Genomic DNA, 24,257 nt, shown 5'->3' with positions numbered 1-24,257 from the left:
CCCGTATCTTTATATAGAAAAACAAGAGGTCTTCTGTTCATTACTAGAAAAGCCTCTTGAATTTGTTATATATTTCTATCTCTTAATTAAAGGCGATATTTCCCCACTATAGAAAATCCATAAATCATGCAGCGATCTTGTACATCCGACATACAATAACTTCGCATCATGTTTTGTGTTTTTATAATGTTCTTCATCAACGTCGATTAGAAGTACGGCATCAAATTCTAACCCTTTCGCCAAGTATACAGGTACTACCGAGATACCACCTTCATATTTGCTTTGATCTGCTTCAATGACATTAACAGTCAACCCTGCATTTGTTAACTTCTCATATATATCACGGCATTCATCATCTGTTCTTCCAATTACCGCGATTGTTTTCACATCTTCATTTTGTAAATGCTGCAATGTCTTCAAAATTTCAGCAAATTGATCCTCTGTCCGAATTACTTTCACGTCTTCACCACTACGGAAAACAGGTGTTGCAAGTCCTACTGGAATGTCTGCATTTTTAATTACTTCATTAGCGAATTCAATAATTTCTTTTGTAGAACGGTAACTTCTCGTCAATTCATAATAACCTGTTTCTTGGAATACTTCCTTAAAAGCATTCCAGTCTTCAATTCCTTGATAATCATAAATCGCTTGAGATAAATCACCTAATATAGTGAAAGAATTACCTAGTGTAATTTCTTTTAGTACATAAACTTGGAATGGTGAGAAGTCTTGCGCTTCATCAATAACGACATGATGAAACTTCTGTCCGATTTCAATTCCAGTTATTCGATGATGTATGTAAATTAGAGCTGGTAAATCTTCTACATACACTTCTTTTTTACGACAATTCTTTTCTGTTTCTTGAACAAGTTCTTCAGGTAACACTTCGAGTATTTCTTTACTTTTCAACATTGAACTGTATAGTGAAAGCGGGCTCATTTTCGGCCAAAAATTCATATATGTGTTCAATCTCTTTGTAGCTTCTTTTTTTAGTAACTTTTTCTCATTTGTTTCTCCAAACTTTTTAAGTTCAATTTCAATCCAGCGCTTCATACGGCCGACTAAACGTTCTCTTCTTTTCTTTAATGGATAATGTTTATATTCAACTTGCATCCATTTTTTAACGTCTTCCACTGGAATAACTGCTTTATCCCACGCCTCAAAATCTTTTGTCGGTACTAAATCTTTTTCAAATTGAACCATTCTCTCTTCAATAAACGACTTAAATTCAAGCGTACCCTTTAATTTACCGAGCATAACCTTTTTTTCATCGCGATTAATTGAAAATGCTTCTTTCAATTTTTCTTCTGTCTGCTTTAGTTTCACCGAACCCTCTAACATACGCAATGCCCAATCTGGAAACGTTGTTTGACTAATATTGCCTACACCTAATTCGGGAAGTACACTCGAAATATAGTCTAAAAACAAACTGTTTGGAGCAAATACGATCATTCTCTCCGCTTCTAGCTGTTCACGATATTCATAAATTAAAAAAGCAAGGCGATGTAAAGCGATCGTTGTTTTTCCGCTCCCTGCAACCCCTTGAATTAATAATGGTAAGTTTCTTTCCGCACGAATAATATCATTTTGCTCCGATTGTATAGTCGAAACGATATCTTTTAATTTATTATCTTTATTCTCACCTAATCGATATAGAAGAAAATCATCAGCATGCGAGACATCTTCATTTCCTTTCACATATGTATCAACAACACGTTCTAGTTCTCTCTTTCGAATGGAAATGTTTCGCTTTAAATAAACATCGCCTTCTACTAATCCGTCTGGTGAATGATAAAATGCTAATTCATCACCACCGGTAAATGAATAAAACATACTAGCGACAGGTGCTCGCCAATCAATGACCATCGGTTTCATCGTATCTTTATCTGAAACCCCTACTTTACCGATGTAAATCGGCATAACATCTTCTTTGCCATCCTCCTGGAAGTCTAATCTTCCAAAGTATGGCTCTTGCACACCGATACGTAAGTTTTGTCTATTAGACTCCCTCATACTTTCAAGAATTTGCTCTTTAAAATCTTCTCCATAATAAACTGGGATTTTTTCAAGCTGCTCTAATTGCTCATCCATCGTACATAAAATATCTTTCATTTTCTGTAATTCTTCTTCAAATATGTTACTCATTTGATGATTCCCTCCTGTCCGTTCCAATTTTTTCAGTCGAGATATAATTCTATAAAAAACACAATCATAAAGTCAATAGTTTAAGTGAGAATTTTCCAAAATAAAGAAAAGGTAAGGATAAACCCATACCCATTAAGCTAAGATTTTGAAGTATCCCCAAAATAATTTTTTTCTCTCTATATTTATTTATGAGAATTGCATTCATTTTTTTGTTTTGGGGAACAATCAATTTTTCACTTACATGCAGGAATTACATACTTACCAAATAAATCTAAAGATGAAAGCACTTTATGATGTTCTAATCCACCAAAATTCATTACTGCCATAAAATTCGTAACACCTATTTCACTGTAGGACTGAATTTGTTTAATAACTTCATCAGGACTTCCTATTACTGGATTGAATTTATGTTTAAGATCTTCATATGAAATATTCGTCCCACGCGGAGTATTCATAAATCGTTGATAAGGATCTTTTGCATTGGATTCAGCCTCTGCATATGTTTCACCAACATGAACATGAAATGCAACAGGGATTTCCAACTCTTCTGGATTACCGTGTCCTGACTTTAGATACGTATTCTTGTAAGTATCAATCAGCTTTGCTAATTCCTCTCGTGATTTACTAAACCCAAGCCCCATGAAATTGTTTCCCATACTAGCAACATGACTAACACCTTTTTCACTAGAGGTTGCAATCCAGTGAGGCGGAAACGGAGCTTGTATTGGCTGAACATTAAGCCTAAGGTCTTTGTATTGAAAAAAGTTCCCTTGATGAGAAAAAAGCTTGCCTGACCACGCCTTACGTAACACTACTAGAGACTCGTTGAAGCGTTCAGTTTTGTCCTCCAATGAAATATTATAACCATCAAATTCTTTCTGTGCATATCCACTACCTAACCCCAAATCTAACCTTCCGTTTGATAAAAGATCAACCATCGCATAATCTTCAGCAACTCGTATAGGGTTGTGTAATGGAAGTACTGAAACACCCACACCGAGGCGAATTCTATTCGTTCTTTGAGATACCGCAGCGAGCAAAACTGCTGGAGAAGGATTAATACCAAAATCTGAGAAATGATGTTCTGCAAACCATACCCCATCAAAATTCACTTCTTCAGCCCGAACGGCTTGCTCCAATATCTCATTATAGAATTGTCTCGGAGTTCGAGATAATCGATCGGGGTAATTATCAAATATGGTTAATGTACTGAATTTCATTTGATATCGCTCCTGATAATTTATTTTCATTTCTATATTTCATAGACCTCTTACATAAATCTAAATGGTATTATAAATATTCTAGTTATCCGAATCATTCCACTTACGACTTATTTCTAGGCCATAATCCATATCGTAAACTTCTTTTATAGCTTTAACTTTTTCAAGACTTTCATCGCTAAACACAGGTTTGTTTTCAAAAGAATGAAGAACTATTCTTTCAAGAAGTACGCCTAATGAAATATCATGGTATTCTGCCATCGCTTTCAAAACTTTCACCATTCTTTTTTCCATCCTAATTCCAGTTTGCACACGTTCAACTTTAATTTTTGTATTTTTTTCATTTATTTGTTCATTATGTTGTTTCATAATTTCACATCCTTACCGTAAAAAAACGATACTTTGTTACCTCGGTAACAAGGTATCATTATAACACTGATGTATGTTTTGTCAATTGTGTCATTATATTATTGATTAAACATAATAGATTCTCGCCCTATTATTATCAAGATAATGTAAATTTGTATCCATATAACGAAAAAAACGCTATTCTTTTTATAGAAATATACAAAAAGGATGGCGTTTTTAATATGAATTTATCGATTTCTGATGAACTAAAATTAGTTCATTTAACAATCAAGTGAATAAGGTACACAAGAACTAGTAGCCCTATGTGTTTGATTAAGCCAAAACATAGCTCATACTTCATTAACTCAACCTTGTAGTCGATTAGAAGCTAACACTGATATTTCTATGAATCCAGAAGCGCTCAACCAACGATGTATACCAACTATTTTCGTCGCATTTACTTATTAGATTCTACAAATTTGAAATTCCCCTCACATAAACTTAGCTTGATGTGTATGAGGGATAATCCCTACCTTTTCTTTATTTCTTTTTTACTTTTATACGATAAGATAAGCACTCATGTAGTGAAGCTTGCTCTTTATATCGCAATTTTTCAAAATCAAATGCTCCCCCTGGGAAGAATCCTACAATACTTAAACCTGCTTTAGCACATAAATCACTAATCTCTTCAACTGTATAACAACGTAAAGACTGTGTTACAATCTCATTAGGCTGATTAGGATTCCACCAATGATCTAGCATTCTTTCATTTATACTGTCATATTCATACTTTCGCATCGCTGTACCAAGTGACATTTCTCTCCCATTCACTGCTTTCCAATACAATGGTTGATAGATATCAATTAATGCATAACCATCATCTTTCATCCATTTTTTAATCCTACTTAATAGAAATAATTGTTCTTTATCTGTTCCTACACCAAATCCGTCTAAATAGCTTACTACATCAAATTCTTTTGGAATATCAATTTGATAGAAATCGCCTTGATAAATCGTAATATCGTTACTAGAATGCCTTTTTGCAAATTCAACTAATTCTGATACAAGCTCTACAGTTGTCATTGTTATATCTAGCTTTGACATTGCTCTGGAAAATCCACCATTCCCTGCACCAAGTTCCAACATCGTTTGAAACGGATATCCAACTTGTTCTTGCACCTCTTTAGCAACCTGCTCTATCCAGATTTCTGTATTTACATCATAATTCGACAGTTCAAATTGTTTTTTGTAAAATTCCTTCACATTTAATTCGTTCATTATTATTCTCCTCCTGTAATAGTTTTTTCTACTACAGGTTAGAAACTAAATTTCTGATACCCATTAAAAATCCCCCTTATTTATCGCCTACAATTCTATATTATCAAATTAAACAGAGTATTCAAATGCATTTTATTCTCTATTGATTTGAGAATTTCAACTGAAAACAAAATAAAAAGCAGATAATGAATTATTCCATTATCTGCTTACCAATTTATCCTTAGCTGCTTTTATTATACTTTTTGATACACGAGCCAATCCCCAGAATCAATGATTTTCTTTAATATCTCTTTATCCTGAACAACATACACATATGTATGTATTTCTTTATCAGCAAAATATACTGTTTGCGTTATCCGGTCATATAAATCAGTCTCTGCATTACCTGTATATTCTTCGAGTTCATCTAACTTTTGCAAAACCTCATCATCTACTTCGTAAACTTCCCCGTATACCTTTTCCCCGTTTGAACAAATCATTGCAGGATACCCTTCGTTTGTATCAAATAATTTGCCATACGTCCATGCTCCGTCTGCGATGCATGTTGCACCTTGCATATAATGAGCATTCGTTTGCTCTTTTCTTAACGTGCCATACACGAAAACATGATGCATATGTCCCTATCCCCTTTTTATTGCTCTTTACTTTCTAATTTGTAAATATGCACGAATCATAAAGTAACTCACTTCACCTGGAAGCTGTTCTTTAATAGATTTCAAACCACCTTCTGCATTTTGTACGGCAGTTTCAATAAGAGCTTCATACTCTGTTGGAACAAAGCTTTGCCACTCTACTTCAATACCATCTTCATGGCAACGGATTAAGTGGTTTTCAATCGTTTGTCTTGATAGACCTCTATCTTTCGCAATCTCATTTAAATCAATGCCTTGTTTATACATTTCATATGTTTCTATATGAGAATTCGCTGACGCTTTTCCTGATTTTTTACTCTCTGAAACAACTTCAGTCTTAATTGTTTCCGCATAGTTTGGGTTATCCTCAATAAAGTGCTGAACTGCTTGTAAGAAGTGAGACCCGTACTTCACAAGTTTGTGTTCTCCGATTCCTTTTACAGTTAGGAGTTCGGAGTCACTTTGTGGCATTTTCGCACACATATCTTTTAACGTTTGGTCAGAGAAAATAACGAACGGCGGTACACCTTCTCCTTGCGCAATTTCTTTACGCACTTCACGAAGCACTTCAAATAAAGGATGGTCTTGAACAATTTGTCTCGTTTCTACTCGTTCTTTGCGTAAAACATTCTCTTTACCAAGTAATACTTCTTTTCCTTTTTCCGTTACTTTTAATGTCGGATACGTACCATGTTCAACTGCAATTAACTCATCTGAAATTAAAAACTCAATAAACTCACTGACTTCTTTTACACTACGGTTTGACAAAAGACCGTATGTTGGCAAAGTATGAAAATTAAATTCAATGACTTTCTTATTTTTAGATCCAGTTAATACTTGTGCAATCATTTGTTTTCCGAATCGTTGGTTCGTTCGAATCATACAAGATAGTACCATTTGTGATTCTCTCGTCACATCAATACTTTCACGGTCGTCCGTACAATTACCGCAGCGACCACAATCTTCTTTCGGCTCTTCTCCGAAGTATTGCAAAATAAATGATTGTAAACATTGTTCTGTATGACAGTAATCGGTCATATTTTGGAGTTTTTCAAGTTCGTTTGAAAAACGTGATTCTCCAGTTGATTGATCGATTAAAAAGCGTTGTACTTGCACATCTTGAGAAGAATATAACAAAATACATTCACTATCTAATCCGTCACGACCAGCACGTCCTGCTTCTTGATAGTAACTTTCCATATTTTTTGGAAGTTGATAATGAATAACGTAACGAATATTCGATTTATCAATCCCCATTCCAAACGCTGATGTCGCTACCATAACGCTGATTTCATCTCGTAAAAAGAGTTCTTGCTGTTCATTTCGATCGTGATCGCTCATACCAGCATGATATTTCGATACCGAAACTCCTGCTTTCCCTAAATCTTCATATAACTGATCGACTACTTTTCTTGTAGCTGCATAAATAATCCCAGATTCTTTCTGATTTTGACGAATATAATCTGCTAAATACGCATTACGATCCTGTCCTTTAATTACTGAAAACGATAAGTTCTCGCGCTCGAACGTTGTCATAATTGTATTTTCTTGATTAATTTCAAGCGTATTGCAAATATCATCACGTACTTGTGGTGTTGCTGTTGCTGTTAATGCTAAAACGAGCGGTTTTTCTGGAAGATAATCTAATATGCGATGTATATGTAAATAACTCGGGCGGAAATCATGACCCCACTGCGAAATACAGTGCGCCTCATCAATTGCAATCATCGGGATTTTCATGTCCATAAGTTGATCAACAAACTCCATAGAATCAAGACGCTCAGGCGCCACGTAAAGCAACTTGTAATGCCCTTGTTTCGCCAATTGAATTCGTTGATTCGCTTCTGTAATAGAAATAGAACTATTAATATATGTAGCGGAAATACCGTTTTGTATTAATGTATCTACTTGATCTTTCATAAGTGAAATCAAAGGTGAGATAACTAATGTCGTTCCTTCGAATACTAATGCGGGAATTTGATAACAAATTGACTTACCACCGCCCGTAGGCATAATACAAACTGTATCTTTCCCATCTAATACATTTTTAATTGTTTCATCTTGTCCTCTTCGGAATGACGAATAACCGAAATAAGACGCTAAAAGTTCTTGTGCTTTTGTAAACAAAAAAGAGTCACCTGCGTTTCTATATCTTTCATCTATTCCTATTATATCATCACTTATGCGTCATGAAAGTGCTGAATGAAAGAGTTATATATAATCTATCATCAAACTGATTCTCGCCATCCTTTTGCATGATCCACGAACAATTGTTAATAATTCTTGTAAAGCTGGAGAAATCCACTTGTTTTTGTGATATGCGATTTGTGAAGTTTTCGCTGCATACAAACTATTACCTGGATTCTTTAACAAAGCACTCTCTTTAAGCTTAATAGCATGCTTTTTCATTATTCTAAGTTTCTCTTCGTTATGGATATTAATTAGTATCGGCGTTTTAGTTGCTTTCTACGTTTTACAGCATATAAAACACAAATCTAGTATACATGAAGTTAGAATTTCAATATAAATATTCATTTTATTCGCCTTCCTAGAATACTACTAATCGTATACATGTGCATTTGAGGAGGTTAAATTATGAAACGTAGTTACAATAGTTCCATCAAGCCTAAAGAGTCAAATAAAAAACTCCAATTTTCTAATAATGATGCGTGGAAATATGAATCATTTTATAAGTATCAGCCCTTATTTTCTTATAGCAAGCTTATGAATTTCCTTTCTCAACTTTTTAAACGTTAATACATGTGCCAAATATATATCATTCAAACAAATTTTCTCAACATAAAACTTATAGACTTACTACAATACAGTTGTTACCATATATAATAATCTGTTAGATAAACCCCTTATGTTGACCTGCTTAAATTAGCAGGTCTTTTTTATAATTACATATTGCAATGTATCGTAGTCTGGCTGAAAAGTCTTTTCTCCATTTTAGAACCCTATTCCGCTCTCCACAAATGATTATAATTCCAAAAAGTAAAATATAAATCCGTTACATTCATATAAGTAATTCACTTTTTCTCAATACACAAAGTGAATTTCATTTGTTATTATGAAGGTACTCTAGATGAGTTTTTACTCATCTACATTATCTAGTTAAAGGGGTCTGCCGCGGGAAGCAGATCCCTTTAACTTTATTAAAAAGTACCCTTCTCATTTGGACACATTTACCAGGTTATTTTGAAAGAATTTTGTGCTAATATTACGTAGTCGAGTCCGACATCTCGGCAATACCCTTTTGAGGTCCTGCAATTTCCCTTGCAGGACCTCTATTATTTTAAAATTCTTTTGATTCATATATATCATAAGTATGTTTTTCGTTCCTCTTCAACCTTCAACTTTCTCCTTTTCCAACTCTCAAAAAAACTCTTGGACACGTAACTTAAAAATAACGTTTATCATATTGTGAGATATACATGTTCAAAGGAGTGTAACTATTTATGTATACTTATTGGCAATCGTATTACTCCCCTTATCATATCACTAATGGAAACTTCGATTCATTTGTACGAAATTACCGAGTTAGTAAAAACGAAAACTTTTTAAAAGGATATATGCGTTCTTTATGGGAACAACACGTCACTTGGACGCGATTAGCCATTATAGGCATCATCTTTAACTTGCCAGACGTAAACGTTACTGTTGGACGTCTTCTACAAAATGCAACACACATGGGGATATCACTTGAACCATTCTACGGAGAAAATGCAGTAAAAAAATATAGTGCATTAATTAAAGACCACTTAACAATCGCTGCTGATCTTGTTAAAGCCGCTAAAGCTGGTGATCAAAACGCAGCTACCGCTATAGAAAAGAAGTGGTACGCTAATGGAGATGAAATTGTTGAGTTTCTAACCAGTATCAACCCATATATAGAAAAAGAAGAATTTAGAAAAATGTTTTATGAGCATTTAGCGTTAACGAAAGCGGAAGCACTTGCCTTCCTAAATAAGGATTATGATGCCAGTGTAAAACTATATGATAAAATTGAAAAAGAAGCATTAGAAATGGCTGATACTATAACAGATGCAATCGTAAAACAATTTCCGCAAGTATTTCAATAATAATGGGCCGATTTGTCTTCAAATCGGCTTATTATTGTTTCTATCTAGTTCACATTTTACGCCTCTCCTCTTTACATTTAGCTTATATCGATATATTTTATTAATATCCGTTTTTTATAGGAGGAAATAGTTTGATTAACGCAATTGGTCTCGTATTTATCCTCACAAATAAGCACGAGAAAAAGAAGAAAGTTTATCTGAATGAAAAATTCGCATTAATAGACATTATTGATTCTAAAGAAGTATTTGATGATGAAGGTAACTCATTAGTAGAACTAACATGTAAATACAGCATATACTTAGATGAAAAATACTATTGTAAATCTCTCGATGATTATACTGGACAAGTATTCCCCTTTTTAAGCGCAAAAATAGGAAAAGGACTTCTCAGAAACTTAAATTACTACTTTTCTTACGTTGATGCCTATGATAAAAAACCACCTGTTAAAGAAATAAGACCGCTTATGAAACAAGTAACTAACAGATAACAATAATCATTCAAAAAGAAAGCATCTAATTTTTGATGTTTTCTTTTTTGAATCAAGAACTCGTTACCTTTCATCCTCTTCTAAATGTATGTATCCAGGCATACTTTAAATTAAAAACATTGGAGGATTAGACTGAATGAAATACTCAGAAACAATTGTTAGTAAACGGCTTCGAACACTAAAAATGTCTGGTATATTTTTCATGCTAGTTTTAATCGCATGGCTTGGATATACAAAATTACTTTATGAAAACGGATTTCTTCAAGAAAAGAAAAATTCAGTTGAAGTAATGCATACTAGCATTACAGGAGAAATTGAAAACACTTTTCATGTAAACTTACAAGGTTATCGTAAAACGAGTCTTGATATCGTAATAGATGCAAGTAGAACGGATCCAAGCGAACTGTCCTTAATTGAACTTATCAACGCATCTTGTTCTCAAGATTGCATAGGTGAACCTTCAACTTACGTTAAATCAAACCACGGATATATCTTTTATAAGGAATCTAACGGTACTAATGTAACCTTAAAAATTAAAAAACAAAACATATGGGAAATAGAAAAAAAATCCGTTCAAAATGGAATTTAAAAGGTTCCTATAAAAAAAGAGTACTTTACTTCAAAGTACTCTTTCAAAGAAAATTACCACTTACGGCATTTATCCTCATCATCGTCACGTTTACGATTGCAACGGCAATCATCACAATCACAATCACAATGACGTTTACGTCTACAACAACAATCATCGCAATCTCTACGTCTACATCTTCCAAACATTAAATCATCCCAAAATCTATTACAATCTCGGAAATGTCTACAACGACAATTATTTCCCATGAATATGATTCCCCCTAATATAAAATAGAATTCATCATATTCTATGTTTAAAAGCATAAAAAGGCTTGTTCACTAGTCTATTTTATATCTATCAATGTGGTGTAATTTGAATCTATATTACTATTTCATCCCTATACTTCCTTTCCTTCCTCCACAGCACCCTTCAACCTCTGCAACATATACCCAATCCCTCTACATCCTTCTAACGGATATGTAATGATTTCTTCTGGATATAGCTTCGTCACTACTTTTTTATGCTTCTTCCCCGCAAGTAAGACAATTTCATCAAACTGAAGTAAGTCTTTTTCAATCATCTGTTTTTGTAATTGTTCTATACTAATAATCTCATTACTCTTTGAATCAAATGCAAGATCATAGTTTTCCTGTACAATATCATTTGGTCTTAAAAATCCATGCTTTGCTGATAATATAACCCAGTTCTCGAAAAACTCCGTTGCGTACGCTTGACATGCTTTTCCGAACGGGCTAATATATACATCTTTTGCCGCTGCCTCTCCGTAATCTGGGTACTTATCCCAAATTTTCTTTTTTCCACACGGAATAATGCATAATCTTTTCATCGTTATTTCTTACCTCACTTCTATCTTTCTTATGAAATATCAATTTCCCAGTACATTTTTTTACAGAATACTATATAATAATCTTGAAAGATAAAATTACATTATCTTCTATATTTGGTTTAATTTCTTTTAGAACAGTCGATTAAGTATATATATTATTACATAAACACACCGTACTAAAGTCACTTTCATACAGCATGCATATACCTCATCCTTTAGTGAATTTGTGAAGATTTCGTAAAATCAAGCATACTTAATCTCCCAATCGCTATTCAATAGTACAATATATAAATGTAGTATGAAAAGGAGGTGAACAACTATGAAAAATATACTCCCAGCATTATTAGCTTATATTATTGTTTGTATCATCGCGATTATCATTCCAGCATCTGAGGGCTATAATACTGTAGGTTGGAAATTCTTTGTTGGGCAAGCGTACGCAATACCTATTTTCATTATTGCTGCTATTATTACATTTTATATAAATAAGAAACGATCTTATGAATAAACGATAAGTAGGATAGCTATTGCTATCCTTTTTTATTTCCATCCAATAGGCTCGTCTGTAATTTTATAATAAAAAAAGACAAGCAGCCAATCTGACTACTTGTCCTTCCTGTTTATCCGTACTCAATAATATTAAGCTTGGAATGCTTCTGTTAGTACTGGTACGATTTGTTTTTTACGAGATACAACACCTTTTAAAGTAGCTGTGTTGTTTTCTAATGTTACGTTGTATGCTTTCTCAACAGCGTTTGTTGCTTTACCGATCGCAAGACCAACAGAATCGTTAGTTAAGATATCAGTTACAACGAATAAGAATAGGTCTAAACCTTTTTCTTCTACTACTGCAGAGATAACTTTTTCAAGTTCCGCTTGGTGTACAAGAACGTCGTTTGTATCAACAGCGTTTACTTGTGCGATTTCAACTTTTGCGTTACCCATTTTGAATTCTTTAGCGTCAAGAGAGATTAATTGCTCCATTGTTTTTCCGCTTAAGTCAGCACCAGCTTTTAACATTTCTAAGCCGTAGCTATCTGCATCTACACCAGCGATTTCCGCTAATTCACGAGCTGCTGCTACGTCTTGTTCTGTGCAAGTTGGAGATTTGAATAGTAAAGAATCTGAAATAATTGCAGATAACATTAAACCTGCAACTTCTTTACGAATTGCAACACCATTTTCTTTGTACATTTTGTTTAAGATTGTAGCTGTACAGCCAACTGGCTCACAACGGTAGTATATAGGATCGCTTGTTTCAAAGTTAGCAATACGGTGATGGTCAATAACTTCTAACACACGAACAGATTCGATATCGTTAGCACTTTGTTGACGCTCGTTATGGTCAACTAAAATAACGTTGTCCACTTCGTTTGCTACTGTCTCAACAAAACGCGGTCCTTCTACTTTAAAATAGTCTAACGCAAATTGAGTTTCACCGCTGATTTCGCCTAAACGTACAGGCTCAGCATTCATTCCTAATTCTTTTTTCAATTCTGCATAAGCAATCGCAGAACAAATTGCATCTGTATCTGGGTTTTTATGCCCGAAAACTAGTACTTTTTCCATGTTTTCCACCTCTTCATGAAAAGGATATCTTAAAGAAGCAAATATGACAATATTTAAAGCGTATTTTTTTATAAATTATTGCACTTTCTTCTATATTTTTCATTGTTTTCACAAATAAAGACCCTCTAAAATAATTTAGATGGTCAAAGGTTATCTTTTCGTTAAAATAAAGATGGTACTTGCACTACGTTGTTAAATGCGAAATTGGAGGCTAAACCATTATTCACAAGGTTCACATCAATAATTTGATAAAATGCATTTCCAGTGTCTGCAATCTCCCAAACAGCTACAATAAGATGATATCCACTACGGTCAGTTGGTACATTTGCTTCATGTGTTACTGTTATCCCTGATTTAGCTCCACCATCATCTTTCACATAGAACGGCACTAAATCTAAATCCGATCGTGTTAATGGTTTATTTGGATTCCAATCTTTTTTCGTAATGTAGTATTTCCATTCTTGATCCTTGTGCCATTAAAGCGCCCAATTACGAAATTGGCAAAGGCAGTCTAATTATCAAATAGCCCTCTTCCTCTCAAATTTACGGAAACAGGCTCCTTTCCTATTTCACGTGCCCATATAGATAACTGGCCGATATGGTGGCTTTCGTGGACAATGACATGACGTATTATCTCTCCGTGTGTACATTCAATGACTCTGCGCCTGATTGGTGCGTCTCTAGAGCTAATCGGTTCTTCATTGAAATCAGTTTCTGAAAGTTTCCGAGAATCCATTTCATTTGTCCAAGATGTCACAAATGGCTTCACTTTCTCGTGGTATTGAGCCGAAAGATTTTTCACTTTTTGCAAGCTGGCATATTCTTCAAACAATGGCTCCTCAGGCACTGGTTCACCTCGCAAACCTAAGATCCACATATATTCCACATCTACAATGTGAAATAGAGTATGTAGGATACTGCCGAACCCACCGATCCGTTTCTTTAATAGTTCTTCATCCGACATGTCTTCGCACAATGTAAACCAATCATCACGAACTTGCCAGTTATATTGAAACAGTTTCAACATGACAGCAACCTCCATCTTTTAGATTAACATTTAATATTAACCAAAAGACTTCAAAATCCCTATTTAAATAATAACTCTAAAAAACCTGTTAAAACCTTCCACAAACTGGTCCTTTAATTAAACATTCCAGATGAAGTTAAAGGGTCAAAAGAAAAACCCTATTATACAGGGTTTTATCAATCTTTTTTATAAATTAACACACAGACATAATAACAAATATGTCGTTTGAAAACCTCTCTCTTTTCAAATAAAAAACTAAATCATTTTATAATAAATAACCGTTGCATCTAACTCACCATTCGGAGAAATTGCATACCTCGGTATTCTGCCGGATTCTTGATAATCTAATGACTTGTACAATCTATTTGAAGGGTCTCCTTCTCTAGTATCTAATACTAAAAGAGACCTACTTTCTTGTTTCGCTCTTTCTTCTGCTTTTTGCATAAGTGAGCGTCCAATACCGTTACGTCTAAAGTTTGGATGGGTCATTAACTTGCAAATTTCAGCTCTGTGGATTCCATTTGGCTTTGTAATTAAATGTAGTTGAACACTGCCCGCCACTTTATTGTTTATTTTAGCAACATATAATATCACTTCTGGTGCTAATACAGTGTGCCAATACAGTGTCGCTTCTTCTCGTTCCAGTGGCGGTAGAAATCCTATTGAAGCTCCATCATCTACTACAGTTTTCAACAATTCAGAAAGTGCTTCAATGTCTTCATCAAGTCGTTTAATCTCTTCTATTACTACACTTTGCATTCCTTTTCCCCCTTTTGTTCACTCAATATACACTTGTATATTACCACTAATTATAAGAGAAAAATTAAAGAAGGAATAACTGAATATTAAGTTGAAATTATTTAAGATATGATTTTTTTAGAAAGGATGGCTTTATGAAATATATTTTAGACAGGACATACGCAAAAGAATTACTTGAATGGGCTAATCAACAAAACCCAGGTCCTTGGTTCGAACATTCAATTCATGTTGCCCATGCAACTGAGAACATCATTGTCGAACTTATTAAAAATGGGCATGACCTAGATGTTGACATAGCATACACTGCCGCTCTCTTGCATGATATAGGAAGATATAAAGGTTCTACCAAATCGGTTATTCATTCCTATGATGGTTATATGTATATGAATGATTTAGGGTATACAGGAAACGCCATTATTTGTGTGACACACTCATTCCCTTGCAAAAATGAACATATAGATATTGCAGCGGAGTGGAGTCTTGTTCCCGATTATATGGAAAGCCGGTTAGTTGAAATATTGAACGAACATAGTAACTACGACTTATATAACAAAGTAATTACCCTTTGCGACGCTCTAGCTGACGCAGATGGCTTTACTACTCTTGAAAGAAGGTTGATTTCAGTTGGTTTACGTCACGGAACAACCGCCCATACATCTTTACATTGGAAGGGATTCTATACAATTAAGAAAGAATTAGAATCTTTAATCGGTAAAAGCATATACACACTTCTCCCTGATGTAGAGAAATCAATTTATAAAAATGTTGAATAGTAAGATGTAACCTTTCTTCAATAAGAAAGGTTGAATTATTCATGAAGGAAATAGCCCATCAATAAAAGAATTAAAATGAAAAGTGCAGTTTAAGGAGATGGTGTATATTTTCGGAGAAATTGGAGAACGCGAAATACAAATTCACGTTTGGAATGATAAAAATCTTGATCTACTTCATAAAATAAATACCCCAGAAATGATGGAACATCTAGGAGGCCCTGAAACGAAAGAACAAATTTTAAAACGCCACAAACGATATCTTGAACTTGGTGATGACGGGCAAATGTTTAGCATTACTCAATCTCCTGATTTTGTGGAGATTGGCTCCGTTGGGTATTGGAAAACTACTTGGAATGATGAAAGTGTTTATGAAATTGGATGGAGTGTACTACCACAATTTCAAGGGCAAGGAATAGCCACTCTCGCAATTAAACTAGCAATTGATGCAGCAATGAAAGAAAACAAATATAAATATATACACGCTTTTCCTTCCATTCATAATCCTGCTTCAAATGCGGTTTGTCGGAAGCTTAACTTTGCGTTTATTTCTGACTGCGAATTTGAATACCCACCAGGTAACTTAATGCATTGTAACAACTGGCGTTTAATAGTAGCTACAGATTAAGAACGATAGAGTACATATGTAAGATTCTTATAAACTCTTTCGAAAGTGGAGGGATTACTTATTAGTAAAATGGGATTTGACTTAATAACTCATGAAGGCAACTTTAATTTTGGATATGAAGATATAATGAATACATCTAGGAAATGTAAATTTTCTAACTGCTCACATACAAATGAACCACACTGTGCAGTTAAAAAAGCCATCTCTGACGGCATTCTTTCTGAAGAGGTAGTTAATAGTTATTATAGAGATTTAAACGAATTACACTATGTTACTAAGCAAAAGAATAAAACAAAGGCTATTGACTATATGAAACAATTGAAACTCTTTCAAAAAGATTAGGCTAAAATAAAAAAGTTCTCCTTACAATAATATTCAAAGGAGAACTTTTTTATTTTATAACTTTAATTTTTCAATACCAACATACATTCTTGCATTAAAATCATTGCTTTGCAAATTTATAAGCTTAATCTATTCGGCCCTTTGCTTTAGAAAAAACTTATAAAACCACAAAAAAGATTGAATTTTCAGTTTTTTATTTTTAAAATTTAACACTATCATCCACTGACACTTTTTCTTTAGAGCTTTTCCTTTCCAACTCTTTGCTCCTCTCTTCCCAAAACGGTACACCTTCAATCCCTACTTTTTTAGGGTCAAAAACCGGATCTTTCCCTTCTTTTTTCTGCGTTTCATAATCTTTTAACACTTTTAATGCTGTTTTGCTTAATAGTAGAATCGCTATAAGGTTTAACCATGCCATACTACCTATTCCTAAATCTCCTAGATTCCATAAAAGTGAAGCTGATTCTACACTACCGATGTAAACCATAATTAAAAATCCAATTTTTAAAACTGGTTTTAACCAGCTATATTTTAATTGATGATCTAAATAAGTAAGCGTCGTTTCAGCGATATAATAGTAAGCGAGTAAAGTTGTAAATGCGAAGAAGAAAATTGCGATTGAAATAAATAATGGACCAAATCCTGTCATAACGGTTTCAACTGCTTGTTGTGTATAAATGGGACCAGCTTCAATATTGCCTATGTTCTGTACAATAGCGCTTTTCCCTTCAGGTATAACATTGTACATACCTGTAATTAATATCATAAGTGCTGTCGCTGTACATACAACAATTGTATCAATGTAAACAGAAAATGCTTGAACTAATCCTTGTTTTGCAGGATGAGATACTTCAGCAGCGGCAGAACTATACGTTGCTTCTCCAACACCAGCGACATTTGAAAATACTGCACGCTTTACTCCCCATGCAATAGCTGCCCCAACGATTCCTCCAAACATTTCATTTACACCAAATGCGCTTGAGAAAATTAAAGCAAACATACTTGGAATTTCCGTTACATTCGCAATTAATACGATACATGTAACAATTACATAACCAATTGCCATAAATGGAACTAACATTTGTGAAACGCCTGCAATTCTCTTTACTCCACCAAAAATAATCGCTGCCAATAATACAACTAAAAATATACCAGTTACATATTTACTAATGCCAGAAGAGTTTTCAAATCCAACCGCGATACTACTTGATTGAATTCCTGGTAATAAAACGCCATATGAAAGTGTTACTACCACCGCTACAATGACCGCAAACCATTTCATTTTTAAGCCCTTCTCAATAAAGTATGGCGTACCACCGCGGTATTCATTGCCTACTTTACTTTTGTATACTTGTGCTAATGTCGATTCAACAAATGCACTAGCTGCTCCTAATAGAGCCATCATCCACATCCAAAATACAGCTCCAGGCCCGCCAAAAGCGATAGCTGTCGCTACTCCTGCGATGTTCCCTATTCCAACCCGGCCCGATAGCGCCAAACAAAATGCTTGAAAGGATGATATTCCCGTCTCTGAGCTTTTCCCTTCAAATAATAGTTTAATCATCTCTTTAAAATAACGAATTTGTAAAAAGCGAGTCGCAATTGTGAAATACACTCCTGCTCCTAATGCAAAAATAACTAAGCCGATACTCCATACTTGCCCTACTAACCATTCTACTAATTTCTCCATCCAAATCCCCCTTATAATTCTTTTGAAAAAGCAATTTTATATATAAGAAAACGGACAACCTTTATCCTACCTACCAGTTGTCCGCATCTCTTACTATATTTCATCATTCTTTTATCCCGCTATTTGTGGGTAGTATGATTCCCACCTCATGCGTTGAACACAAAGGAAGTAAGGTGGAAAATCACCTACCGTAAATGCCCTATTGGTTCAAATACTATTCTACAGTGATGAAAAGACTCCACACTGAATATAATTTTACTTGATATTTACCCAAACACTTTTCACTTCTGTATAGTTATCAAGTGCATATGAACCTAATTCACGTCCAACACCAGATTGCTTATATCCACCAAATGGTGCAGCAGCATTTTCTAAGTTATAATCATTAATCCACACTGTTCCTGCCTTTAATTTATTGGCAACTTGATGCCCTGTTTTAATATTTTGTGTCCATAAACCCGCAGCAAGCCCATATGAAGAGCGATTTGCTCTTTCAATTACTTCTTCTGTCGAATCAAATGGAAGTATAACGACAACTGGTCCAAAAATTTCTTCCTTAACAATTGTCATATCGTCAGTAACATTTGTGAATACTGTTGGCTGTACAAAATAACCTTTTTCAAATGCACGTTCACCGCCAGCTGCAACAGTAGCACCTTCAGCTTTTCCTTGTTCAATGTAATTTAGCACACGCTCTTGTTGTTTTTTAGATACGAGCGGTCCCATTTCAGTTTCCGCCTCCATACCTGCCCCTAGCTTCACGTTATTTGCCATTTTCACAAGTTCATTTACGACTGTTTCATAATGTTTCCGATGAACGAAAACTCGAGATCCTGCGCTACAATTTTGACCATGATTATACATAATTCCTTGGAACGCACCGTTAATCGCTTCTTCTAAGTCAGCGTCTTCTAAAATGATGTTTGGTGACTTACCACCAAGTTCTAATGTTACATGTTTAATTGTTTCTGCAGATTGACGCATAATATATTTTCCTGTAACTGTTGAACCTGTGAAAGCTACTTTATCAATATCATGATGGTTTACAATTGCCGATCCTGCTTCAGGACCGAAACCTGGTACAAAGTTTACAACACCGTTTGGAAAACCAGCTTCTTTAAAAAGCTTCGCTGTATATAGTAAAGATAAAGGTGTTTGCTCTGCTGGTTTTAATACAATGGTACAACCTGTCGCAAGAGCGGCTCCCATTTTCCAAGAAGACATAACGAGCGGAAAATTCCACGGAATAATTTGACCTACAACGCCAACCGGTTCATGGCGTGTGTAATTTAAATAATCTTTTGAAATTGGAATTGTTTGTCCGATAATTTTTGTAGCCCATCCCGCGTAATAGCGGTAATTTTCTACAGTCGCTGAAATATCATCATCAAGTGCTACTTGATATGGTTTTCCATTATCTAAAGCTTCCAGCTGTGCTAATTCTTCTCTATGCTCTTCAATTAAGTCTGCTAATTTATAAATAAGATGCGCTCTTTCAGCGGTAGTCATTTCTGCCCAAGGGCCAGATTCAAATGCAAATCTTGCCGCTTTTACTGCGACATCAATATCTTCTTCTTGCGCTTCACATACGACTGCTAGAACATCTTCTGTTGCTGGATTGTATGTTTCAAACGTCTTTCCACTTATTGAAGAAACAAATTCACCATTAATAAACATTTTAATTTCTTCATTTAAAAACGCTTTCACTTTTGGTTTCAGCTCAATGTTTGTTGTTAACATATATGCTCTCCTCCTTATTTAAACAGCTGCATGAGCTGCAATTTCTGATAAAATCGTTTGAAGTTTTTGATCTTCTTCTTCAGTTAATCCTAATCTCGGATAACGTGAAGGTCCTCCGACTTGCCCGTGTAATTCCATTGAGCGTTTAACGATTTGTACATATTTCCCTGATCCTTCAAGAAACTCGCAAAGAGGTAAAATAGCATCGTTCATTTCCCACGCTTTTTCTAATTCACCATTTTGAAAATGCTCATACATTTTCGTAACGAGTCCTGGGACGATATTTCCTGCTACTGAAACCCATCCTGTTGCACCAACTAAATAAGATTCCATAACTAAATCTTCAGATCCGCAGAAGACTTGAAAAGCACCTTCGCCTTGTCTTACTAAATCTCTCGCTTTTCGAATATCTCCACTAGATTCTTTAATATGTGTAACATTTTCACACTCTTTTCCAATTCGAAGCATAAGTTCTGTACTCATATCAACACCGGAAGTAAATGGGTTATTGTATAACATAATTGGTATATTCACAGCGTTTGAGATTTCTTTAAAATGAAAATAGATTTCCTCTTCTTTCGGTTTACAATAATACGAGTTTATGATTAATGCACAATCTGCTCCGTGCGCTTCTGCATGTTTCGTATATTCAATCGTTTCTTTCGTCGTCTCCGCAGCAGTCCCAACAATGACTGGAATACGGCCATCAACTTCTTTTAATACTGTTTCTACCATGTTAAATCGTTCTTCTTTTGATAAACTAACAAATTCTCCCGTACTTCCATTAATAATAATTCCAGCTACTTTTTGCTCAATAAAGTAGTTTACGTTTTGTTTTACACCTTTCCAATCAATTTCTTGAAATTCATCCATCGGTGTTATTAATACTGGAAATGCCCCTTTAATTTTTTGCATCTTTATCTCTCCCTTTAACATTTTATTTTAATAAAAATCCTGTTGGAAACGGATCTGTAGGGTCTAATAGAAACGTCTGCATTCCTGTAATAAACCCTCTACTTTCAAATCGAAAAATGTATCCTAGTTCTTCTTTCTTCACTTGTTCCACTGTTATAAAGCTATTAAAAATACTTTCATTTCTAAAAGGTTTATCCGCTATATAATCATTTTTAAATAATGTATGAACATAAGACACAATAGTAGAAACAAAACCCGGCGAACGTACTATAAAGTTATCTTCATGAAATGTAATCGACTTTATATGGTTCTTTTCTTTTTGCATAGAATCTACTAAAATAAGTCTTTTTATTAATGACTGTTTTTGTATAGCTTGAAGTGTAGCTTCACCCCATTTTTTTAATTTAGAGATGTTTTCAATACTGATTTCTGGCGAATACGTATCCTTTTCTACAACTGCATATACTTTATCTGCCTGTATGAGAGAGTAACTTATATTACCAACCTTTAAATTTTTCTCAATCATATAACATAGTTTGCTTTCAAACGAAACAGATACAACTTCATCATTCTCTACATATGCATCCACTGAAAAAATTCCAGATAACGTTTCAATTTTATATTGATTGGAATCTCTCTTTTTTAAATATCCACTTTCTAGTAACATCGTTATTACCGCGACAATGCCGCCGTAATGAAGAGGAATTGATCCTTCATGATTAAAAAACAATACAGCTGCATCAACTTCATTATGAATAGAAGGAACGACAATACATCCATTTAAGCCGATAAAACCACGTGGTTCATTTAATAAGAGCTTCATTTCCTCTGCTAATTCGCCTGAAAATTGTTCATTTAATTGCTCCAAACTGTAGTAGTATTTGCATGGTACGTCTTTAATTACACGAAATGCTTCGCCATTTACGTGTACGTCTACTGCTGTATACATTTTTTGAATGTTCATTTTACATCCTCCGTTTCATGTTCCATCGGCGGAATTAGCAAAAAGCCTTCTTTAAGTGGATCCTTTTCATTGTAAAAAAATCTATGCATGCCCATAAGCCAAGCTGATCCCGTAATTTTCGTTACTACAGCTTCAATATTTTCGACATATGTTGTATTCATGACACACCCTTTAAATAGAGAACCTACAATACTCTCATGAACAAATTCTTCATCAATGTCGATTTTTTTATGAGCGTATAATACAGCTAACTTCGCTGATGTTCCTGTACCACATGGAGATCGATCAATTCCTCCTGGCGGAACAACAACTGTATTTTTCACATGCGCACTTTCATGAGTAGGATCTGTGTAAAATTCGATATGTGTTAATCCTCTTATAAACGAATACTGCGGATGAATGATTTCAAACTTCTCATTAATTACATTTCTAATATGAATCGCCTTATCAATGATTGTAGATGCGTTTTCTGGTACTAACTCTAGACCTACTGACTTCGCATCGATAATGGCATAAAAATTCCCTCCATACGCAATATCAGCCTCTACAGTTCCAATTTCTTCGACGTGTACAGAAATATTTTTCAGTAAAAAAGCTGGTATGTTACAGAAAGAGACTTCTTTCGCTTTCCCATCTTGAACAGAAATATCTACTTCAACTAAGCCAGCTGGCGTGTCTAGCTTTAAAGAAGTAACCGGTTCAACTACTGGAATTAAACCTGATTCAACTAAAGCTGTACATACACCAATTGTATCGTGGCCACACATCGGCAAATATCCACCTGTCTCTATGTATATAACACCTATATCAGCTTCAGGATGACACGGATCTGTTAATAGTGCTCCTGACATTACATCATGACCACGTGGCTCATTCATTAACAATTTCCGAATCCAGTCATACTCCTTTTTCATATGTAACATTTTCTCTGCCATTGTCTCTCCAATTAACTTAGGAAGTCCGCTAATTAATGTCCTCGTTGGATTCCCGCCCGTATGTGTATCAATCGTCGTAAAGACTCTTTGTGACCTCATCCGTTTAACACCCTTTCTGTAAAACGACTCAAACGAAGTGGTTCAATAGGAATGATTGTTTCTTTTTCATTTAATAACTCTTCAATCACTTTCCCAGTAACTGCTGCCAGACTAATTCCATCACCTTCATGCCCTGCTGCTATAAAGTAGTTCGGAATATGTTCCACTCCTGAAATGATTGGCAAATGATCTTCTGTCCACGGGCGTAATCCAGCATATGAACGAATCACCATCATATCTGCCATTTTCGGATAAAAACGAATTGCTCTGTTCGCAATACATTTAATAACCTCGTTATTTATCTTCGTATGAAACCCTACAAACTCTCTACTACTACCAATTAAAAAATTTTGGCTTTCTGTCGGCTCAAATACAAGAGCTACTCCGTATTTTTCAGTTAAAGCATCCACTTTTCGTTTTCCGCCAAATTTAGAAATTAAATAACCAAATTCCATTACTTTACGGCAACCTACGTGTTGTTGCCTTGAAGCTACAATAATATGTCCTTTTCTCGGTTCGATTGGGATATTTACATCTAACATCTGTCCGATTTTAGGAGCCCACACACCGGCTGCGTTCACAACTTGTTTCGCAGTAAACGTTCCATTTGTCGTTTCTACAATAAAGGAACCGTCTATATCTCTTTTTATTTCTTTCACTTCTGTATGATTAAAAGCTTTTGTACCAAATTTCTTCGATTCTGCAAGAAGTGAAAAAGCAAGAAGATATGGATTTACAGTCGAATCAGTTGCGCATTCTAAACCACCCAATAAATCATCTGCAAAAAATGGTGATTCCTCTCTTATATCTTGCCTGTCAAGCATGCGAAACGGTAATCCAGCTTCTTTTTGACGATTTACCCATTGCTGTGCTGCCTCCATTTCTTCGTCTGATTCACAAACGAGAATGCTTCCTGGCGCCCTATATTCAAATGAGTGCTCCAACTCTTCACTTAATTCAGTTACTAATTTTTGACTTACTAACGACATTTGACTATCAAACCCTGGGTCTTTATCAATAGCCAAAATGTTCCCGTCACACCGTGAAGACGTCCCACTGACAAATTCCCCTTTTTCAATGATTGTTACGTCTCTTCCGTATTTTGATGTGTAATAAGCGATAGAACATCCTATAATACCACCGCCTATTATTAAAACGTCACAGTGTCTCACATATCACCCCTCCTTTCTCCTAAATCTCTCACT

At 34.8% G+C, this 24,257-nt stretch carries 26 protein-coding genes and 2 pseudogenes; 9 read left to right on the top strand and 19 right to left on the bottom strand.

Annotated features, from left to right (window positions below; genetic code table 11):
• Positions 1–75 precede the first annotated feature (75 nt).
• From MR071_RS04190 to MR071_RS04180, 3 genes are all read right to left on the bottom strand, one after another.
• Positions 76–2,145 carry a HelD family protein gene (locus MR071_RS04190; protein WP_242235114.1) on the bottom strand — a complete coding sequence of 690 codons (2,070 nt, stop codon included), beginning with the start codon at positions 2,143–2,145 and terminating at the stop codon, positions 76–78.
• 233 nt (positions 2,146–2,378) lie between these two features.
• On the bottom strand, positions 2,379–3,365 hold the full coding sequence (locus MR071_RS04185; RefSeq protein ID WP_242235113.1) for an LLM class flavin-dependent oxidoreductase: 987 nt from the start codon (positions 3,363–3,365) through the stop codon (positions 2,379–2,381).
• An 81-nt stretch (positions 3,366–3,446) separates the two neighbouring features.
• Positions 3,447–3,734: a hypothetical protein gene (locus tag MR071_RS04180; protein WP_242235111.1), complete on the bottom strand. Its 288-nt coding sequence runs from the start codon at positions 3,732–3,734 to the stop codon at positions 3,447–3,449.
• A 285-nt stretch (positions 3,735–4,019) separates the two neighbouring features.
• Here MR071_RS04180 and MR071_RS04175 point away from each other — a divergent pair.
• Positions 4,020–4,204, top strand: a pseudogene (locus MR071_RS04175) (IS4 family transposase); the annotation flags it as partial.
• A 49-nt stretch (positions 4,205–4,253) separates the two neighbouring features.
• Here MR071_RS04175 and MR071_RS04170 read toward each other — a convergent pair.
• From MR071_RS04170 to MR071_RS04155, 4 genes are all read right to left on the bottom strand, one after another.
• A complete protein-coding gene (locus MR071_RS04170; RefSeq protein WP_242235110.1) occupies positions 4,254–4,991 on the bottom strand; it encodes a class I SAM-dependent methyltransferase in 738 nt (245 codons plus the stop codon).
• A gap of 233 nt (positions 4,992–5,224) precedes the next feature.
• Positions 5,225–5,605, bottom strand: a complete 381-nt coding sequence (locus MR071_RS04165; RefSeq protein ID WP_242235107.1) for a gamma-glutamylcyclotransferase family protein — start codon at positions 5,603–5,605, stop codon at positions 5,225–5,227.
• A gap of 27 nt (positions 5,606–5,632) precedes the next feature.
• Positions 5,633–7,750, bottom strand: coding sequence for a DNA helicase RecQ (gene recQ / locus MR071_RS04160; protein WP_242235104.1), 2,118 nt, complete (start codon positions 7,748–7,750; stop codon positions 5,633–5,635).
• Between the two features lie 84 nt (positions 7,751–7,834).
• Positions 7,835–8,032: a hypothetical protein gene (locus tag MR071_RS04155; protein WP_105584935.1), complete on the bottom strand. Its 198-nt coding sequence runs from the start codon at positions 8,030–8,032 to the stop codon at positions 7,835–7,837.
• A 186-nt stretch (positions 8,033–8,218) separates the two neighbouring features.
• Between MR071_RS04155 and MR071_RS04150 the strand changes: the two genes are divergently transcribed.
• The 4 genes from MR071_RS04150 to MR071_RS04135 all read left to right on the top strand — a co-directional run bounded on the left by MR071_RS04150 (position 8,219) and on the right by MR071_RS04135 (position 10,785).
• A complete protein-coding gene (locus MR071_RS04150; RefSeq protein ID WP_242235102.1) occupies positions 8,219–8,380 on the top strand; it encodes a hypothetical protein in 162 nt (53 codons plus the stop codon).
• A gap of 704 nt (positions 8,381–9,084) precedes the next feature.
• Positions 9,085–9,708, top strand: coding sequence for an acetylglutamate kinase (locus MR071_RS04145; protein ID WP_242235100.1), 624 nt, complete (start codon positions 9,085–9,087; stop codon positions 9,706–9,708).
• Between the two features lie 131 nt (positions 9,709–9,839).
• The gene (locus MR071_RS04140) at positions 9,840–10,196 is read left to right on the top strand and encodes a hypothetical protein (RefSeq protein ID WP_000606233.1); all 357 of its coding nucleotides are present in this window, start codon (positions 9,840–9,842) and stop codon (positions 10,194–10,196) included.
• Between the two features lie 136 nt (positions 10,197–10,332).
• A complete protein-coding gene (locus MR071_RS04135) occupies positions 10,333–10,785 on the top strand; it encodes a hypothetical protein (RefSeq protein WP_242235098.1) in 453 nt (150 codons plus the stop codon).
• Between the two features lie 53 nt (positions 10,786–10,838).
• Here MR071_RS04135 and MR071_RS04130 read toward each other — a convergent pair whose 3' ends face one another.
• Complete coding sequence (locus MR071_RS04130) at positions 10,839–11,033, bottom strand: hypothetical protein (protein ID WP_242235096.1); 195 nt, start codon at positions 11,031–11,033, stop codon at positions 10,839–10,841.
• A 131-nt stretch (positions 11,034–11,164) separates the two neighbouring features.
• Positions 11,165–11,614 (bottom strand): DUF6884 domain-containing protein, encoded by a 450-nt coding sequence (locus tag MR071_RS04125; protein ID WP_242235094.1) that lies wholly within the window; start codon positions 11,612–11,614, stop codon positions 11,165–11,167.
• A gap of 319 nt (positions 11,615–11,933) precedes the next feature.
• On the opposite strand from MR071_RS04125, the gene MR071_RS04120 reads away from it, so the two are divergent.
• The gene (locus MR071_RS04120; protein ID WP_002012993.1) at positions 11,934–12,122 is read left to right on the top strand and encodes a DUF4017 family protein; all 189 of its coding nucleotides are present in this window, start codon (positions 11,934–11,936) and stop codon (positions 12,120–12,122) included.
• 131 nt (positions 12,123–12,253) lie between these two features.
• Here MR071_RS04120 and ppaC read toward each other — a convergent pair whose 3' ends face one another.
• From ppaC to MR071_RS04100, 4 genes and pseudogenes are all read right to left on the bottom strand, one after another.
• Positions 12,254–13,183, bottom strand: coding sequence for a manganese-dependent inorganic pyrophosphatase (gene ppaC / locus MR071_RS04115; protein WP_105584940.1), 930 nt, complete (start codon positions 13,181–13,183; stop codon positions 12,254–12,256).
• Positions 13,184–13,344: 161 nt separating this feature from the next.
• Positions 13,345–13,656, bottom strand: a pseudogene (locus MR071_RS04110) (lytic polysaccharide monooxygenase); the annotation flags it as partial.
• 38 nt (positions 13,657–13,694) lie between these two features.
• Positions 13,695–14,210, bottom strand: a complete 516-nt coding sequence (locus MR071_RS04105; RefSeq protein ID WP_242235092.1) for a DinB family protein — start codon at positions 14,208–14,210, stop codon at positions 13,695–13,697.
• Positions 14,211–14,465: 255 nt separating this feature from the next.
• A complete protein-coding gene (locus MR071_RS04100; RefSeq protein WP_242235090.1) occupies positions 14,466–14,969 on the bottom strand; it encodes a GNAT family N-acetyltransferase in 504 nt (167 codons plus the stop codon).
• A 134-nt stretch (positions 14,970–15,103) separates the two neighbouring features.
• On the opposite strand from MR071_RS04100, the gene MR071_RS04095 reads away from it, so the two are divergent.
• From MR071_RS04095 to MR071_RS04085, 3 genes are all read left to right on the top strand, one after another.
• A complete protein-coding gene (locus MR071_RS04095) occupies positions 15,104–15,742 on the top strand; it encodes an HD domain-containing protein (RefSeq protein WP_242235085.1) in 639 nt (212 codons plus the stop codon).
• A 97-nt stretch (positions 15,743–15,839) separates the two neighbouring features.
• A complete protein-coding gene (locus MR071_RS04090; RefSeq protein ID WP_181149454.1) occupies positions 15,840–16,367 on the top strand; it encodes a GNAT family N-acetyltransferase in 528 nt (175 codons plus the stop codon).
• Positions 16,368–16,436: 69 nt separating this feature from the next.
• Entirely contained in the window at positions 16,437–16,709 is a 273-nt protein-coding gene (locus tag MR071_RS04085) for a ribosome small subunit-dependent GTPase A (RefSeq protein WP_242235083.1), read from the top strand.
• Between the two features lie 199 nt (positions 16,710–16,908).
• On the opposite strand, the gene MR071_RS04080 is transcribed toward MR071_RS04085, so the two are convergent.
• The 6 genes from MR071_RS04080 to MR071_RS04055 form a co-directional block, all read right to left on the bottom strand.
• Positions 16,909–18,399: an alanine/glycine:cation symporter family protein gene (locus MR071_RS04080; protein ID WP_242235081.1), complete on the bottom strand. Its 1,491-nt coding sequence runs from the start codon at positions 18,397–18,399 to the stop codon at positions 16,909–16,911.
• Positions 18,400–18,654: 255 nt separating this feature from the next.
• Positions 18,655–20,139, bottom strand: coding sequence for an aldehyde dehydrogenase family protein (locus tag MR071_RS04075; RefSeq protein ID WP_242235079.1), 1,485 nt, complete (start codon positions 20,137–20,139; stop codon positions 18,655–18,657).
• An 18-nt stretch (positions 20,140–20,157) separates the two neighbouring features.
• Positions 20,158–21,054 (bottom strand): 4-hydroxy-tetrahydrodipicolinate synthase, encoded by an 897-nt coding sequence (gene dapA, locus MR071_RS04070; RefSeq protein ID WP_242235077.1) that lies wholly within the window; start codon positions 21,052–21,054, stop codon positions 20,158–20,160.
• A 22-nt stretch (positions 21,055–21,076) separates the two neighbouring features.
• A complete protein-coding gene (locus tag MR071_RS04065; protein WP_242235075.1) occupies positions 21,077–22,018 on the bottom strand; it encodes a proline racemase family protein in 942 nt (313 codons plus the stop codon).
• Positions 22,015–23,052 carry a proline racemase family protein gene (locus MR071_RS04060; protein ID WP_242235073.1) on the bottom strand — a complete coding sequence of 346 codons (1,038 nt, stop codon included), beginning with the start codon at positions 23,050–23,052 and terminating at the stop codon, positions 22,015–22,017. Before MR071_RS04060 ends, MR071_RS04065 begins: the two co-directional genes overlap by 4 nt.
• Entirely contained in the window at positions 23,049–24,224 is a 1,176-nt protein-coding gene (locus MR071_RS04055; protein ID WP_242235071.1) for an NAD(P)/FAD-dependent oxidoreductase, read from the bottom strand. The genes MR071_RS04060 and MR071_RS04055 overlap by 4 nt, the downstream gene beginning before the upstream one ends.
• Positions 24,225–24,257: the final 33 nt, after the last annotated feature.

The organism is Bacillus cereus group sp. BfR-BA-01316, from assembly GCF_022664195.1.
Lineage (GTDB): Bacteria > Bacillota > Bacilli > Bacillales > Bacillaceae_G > Bacillus_A.
This window is presented reverse-complemented; position numbering and strand designations above follow the sequence as displayed.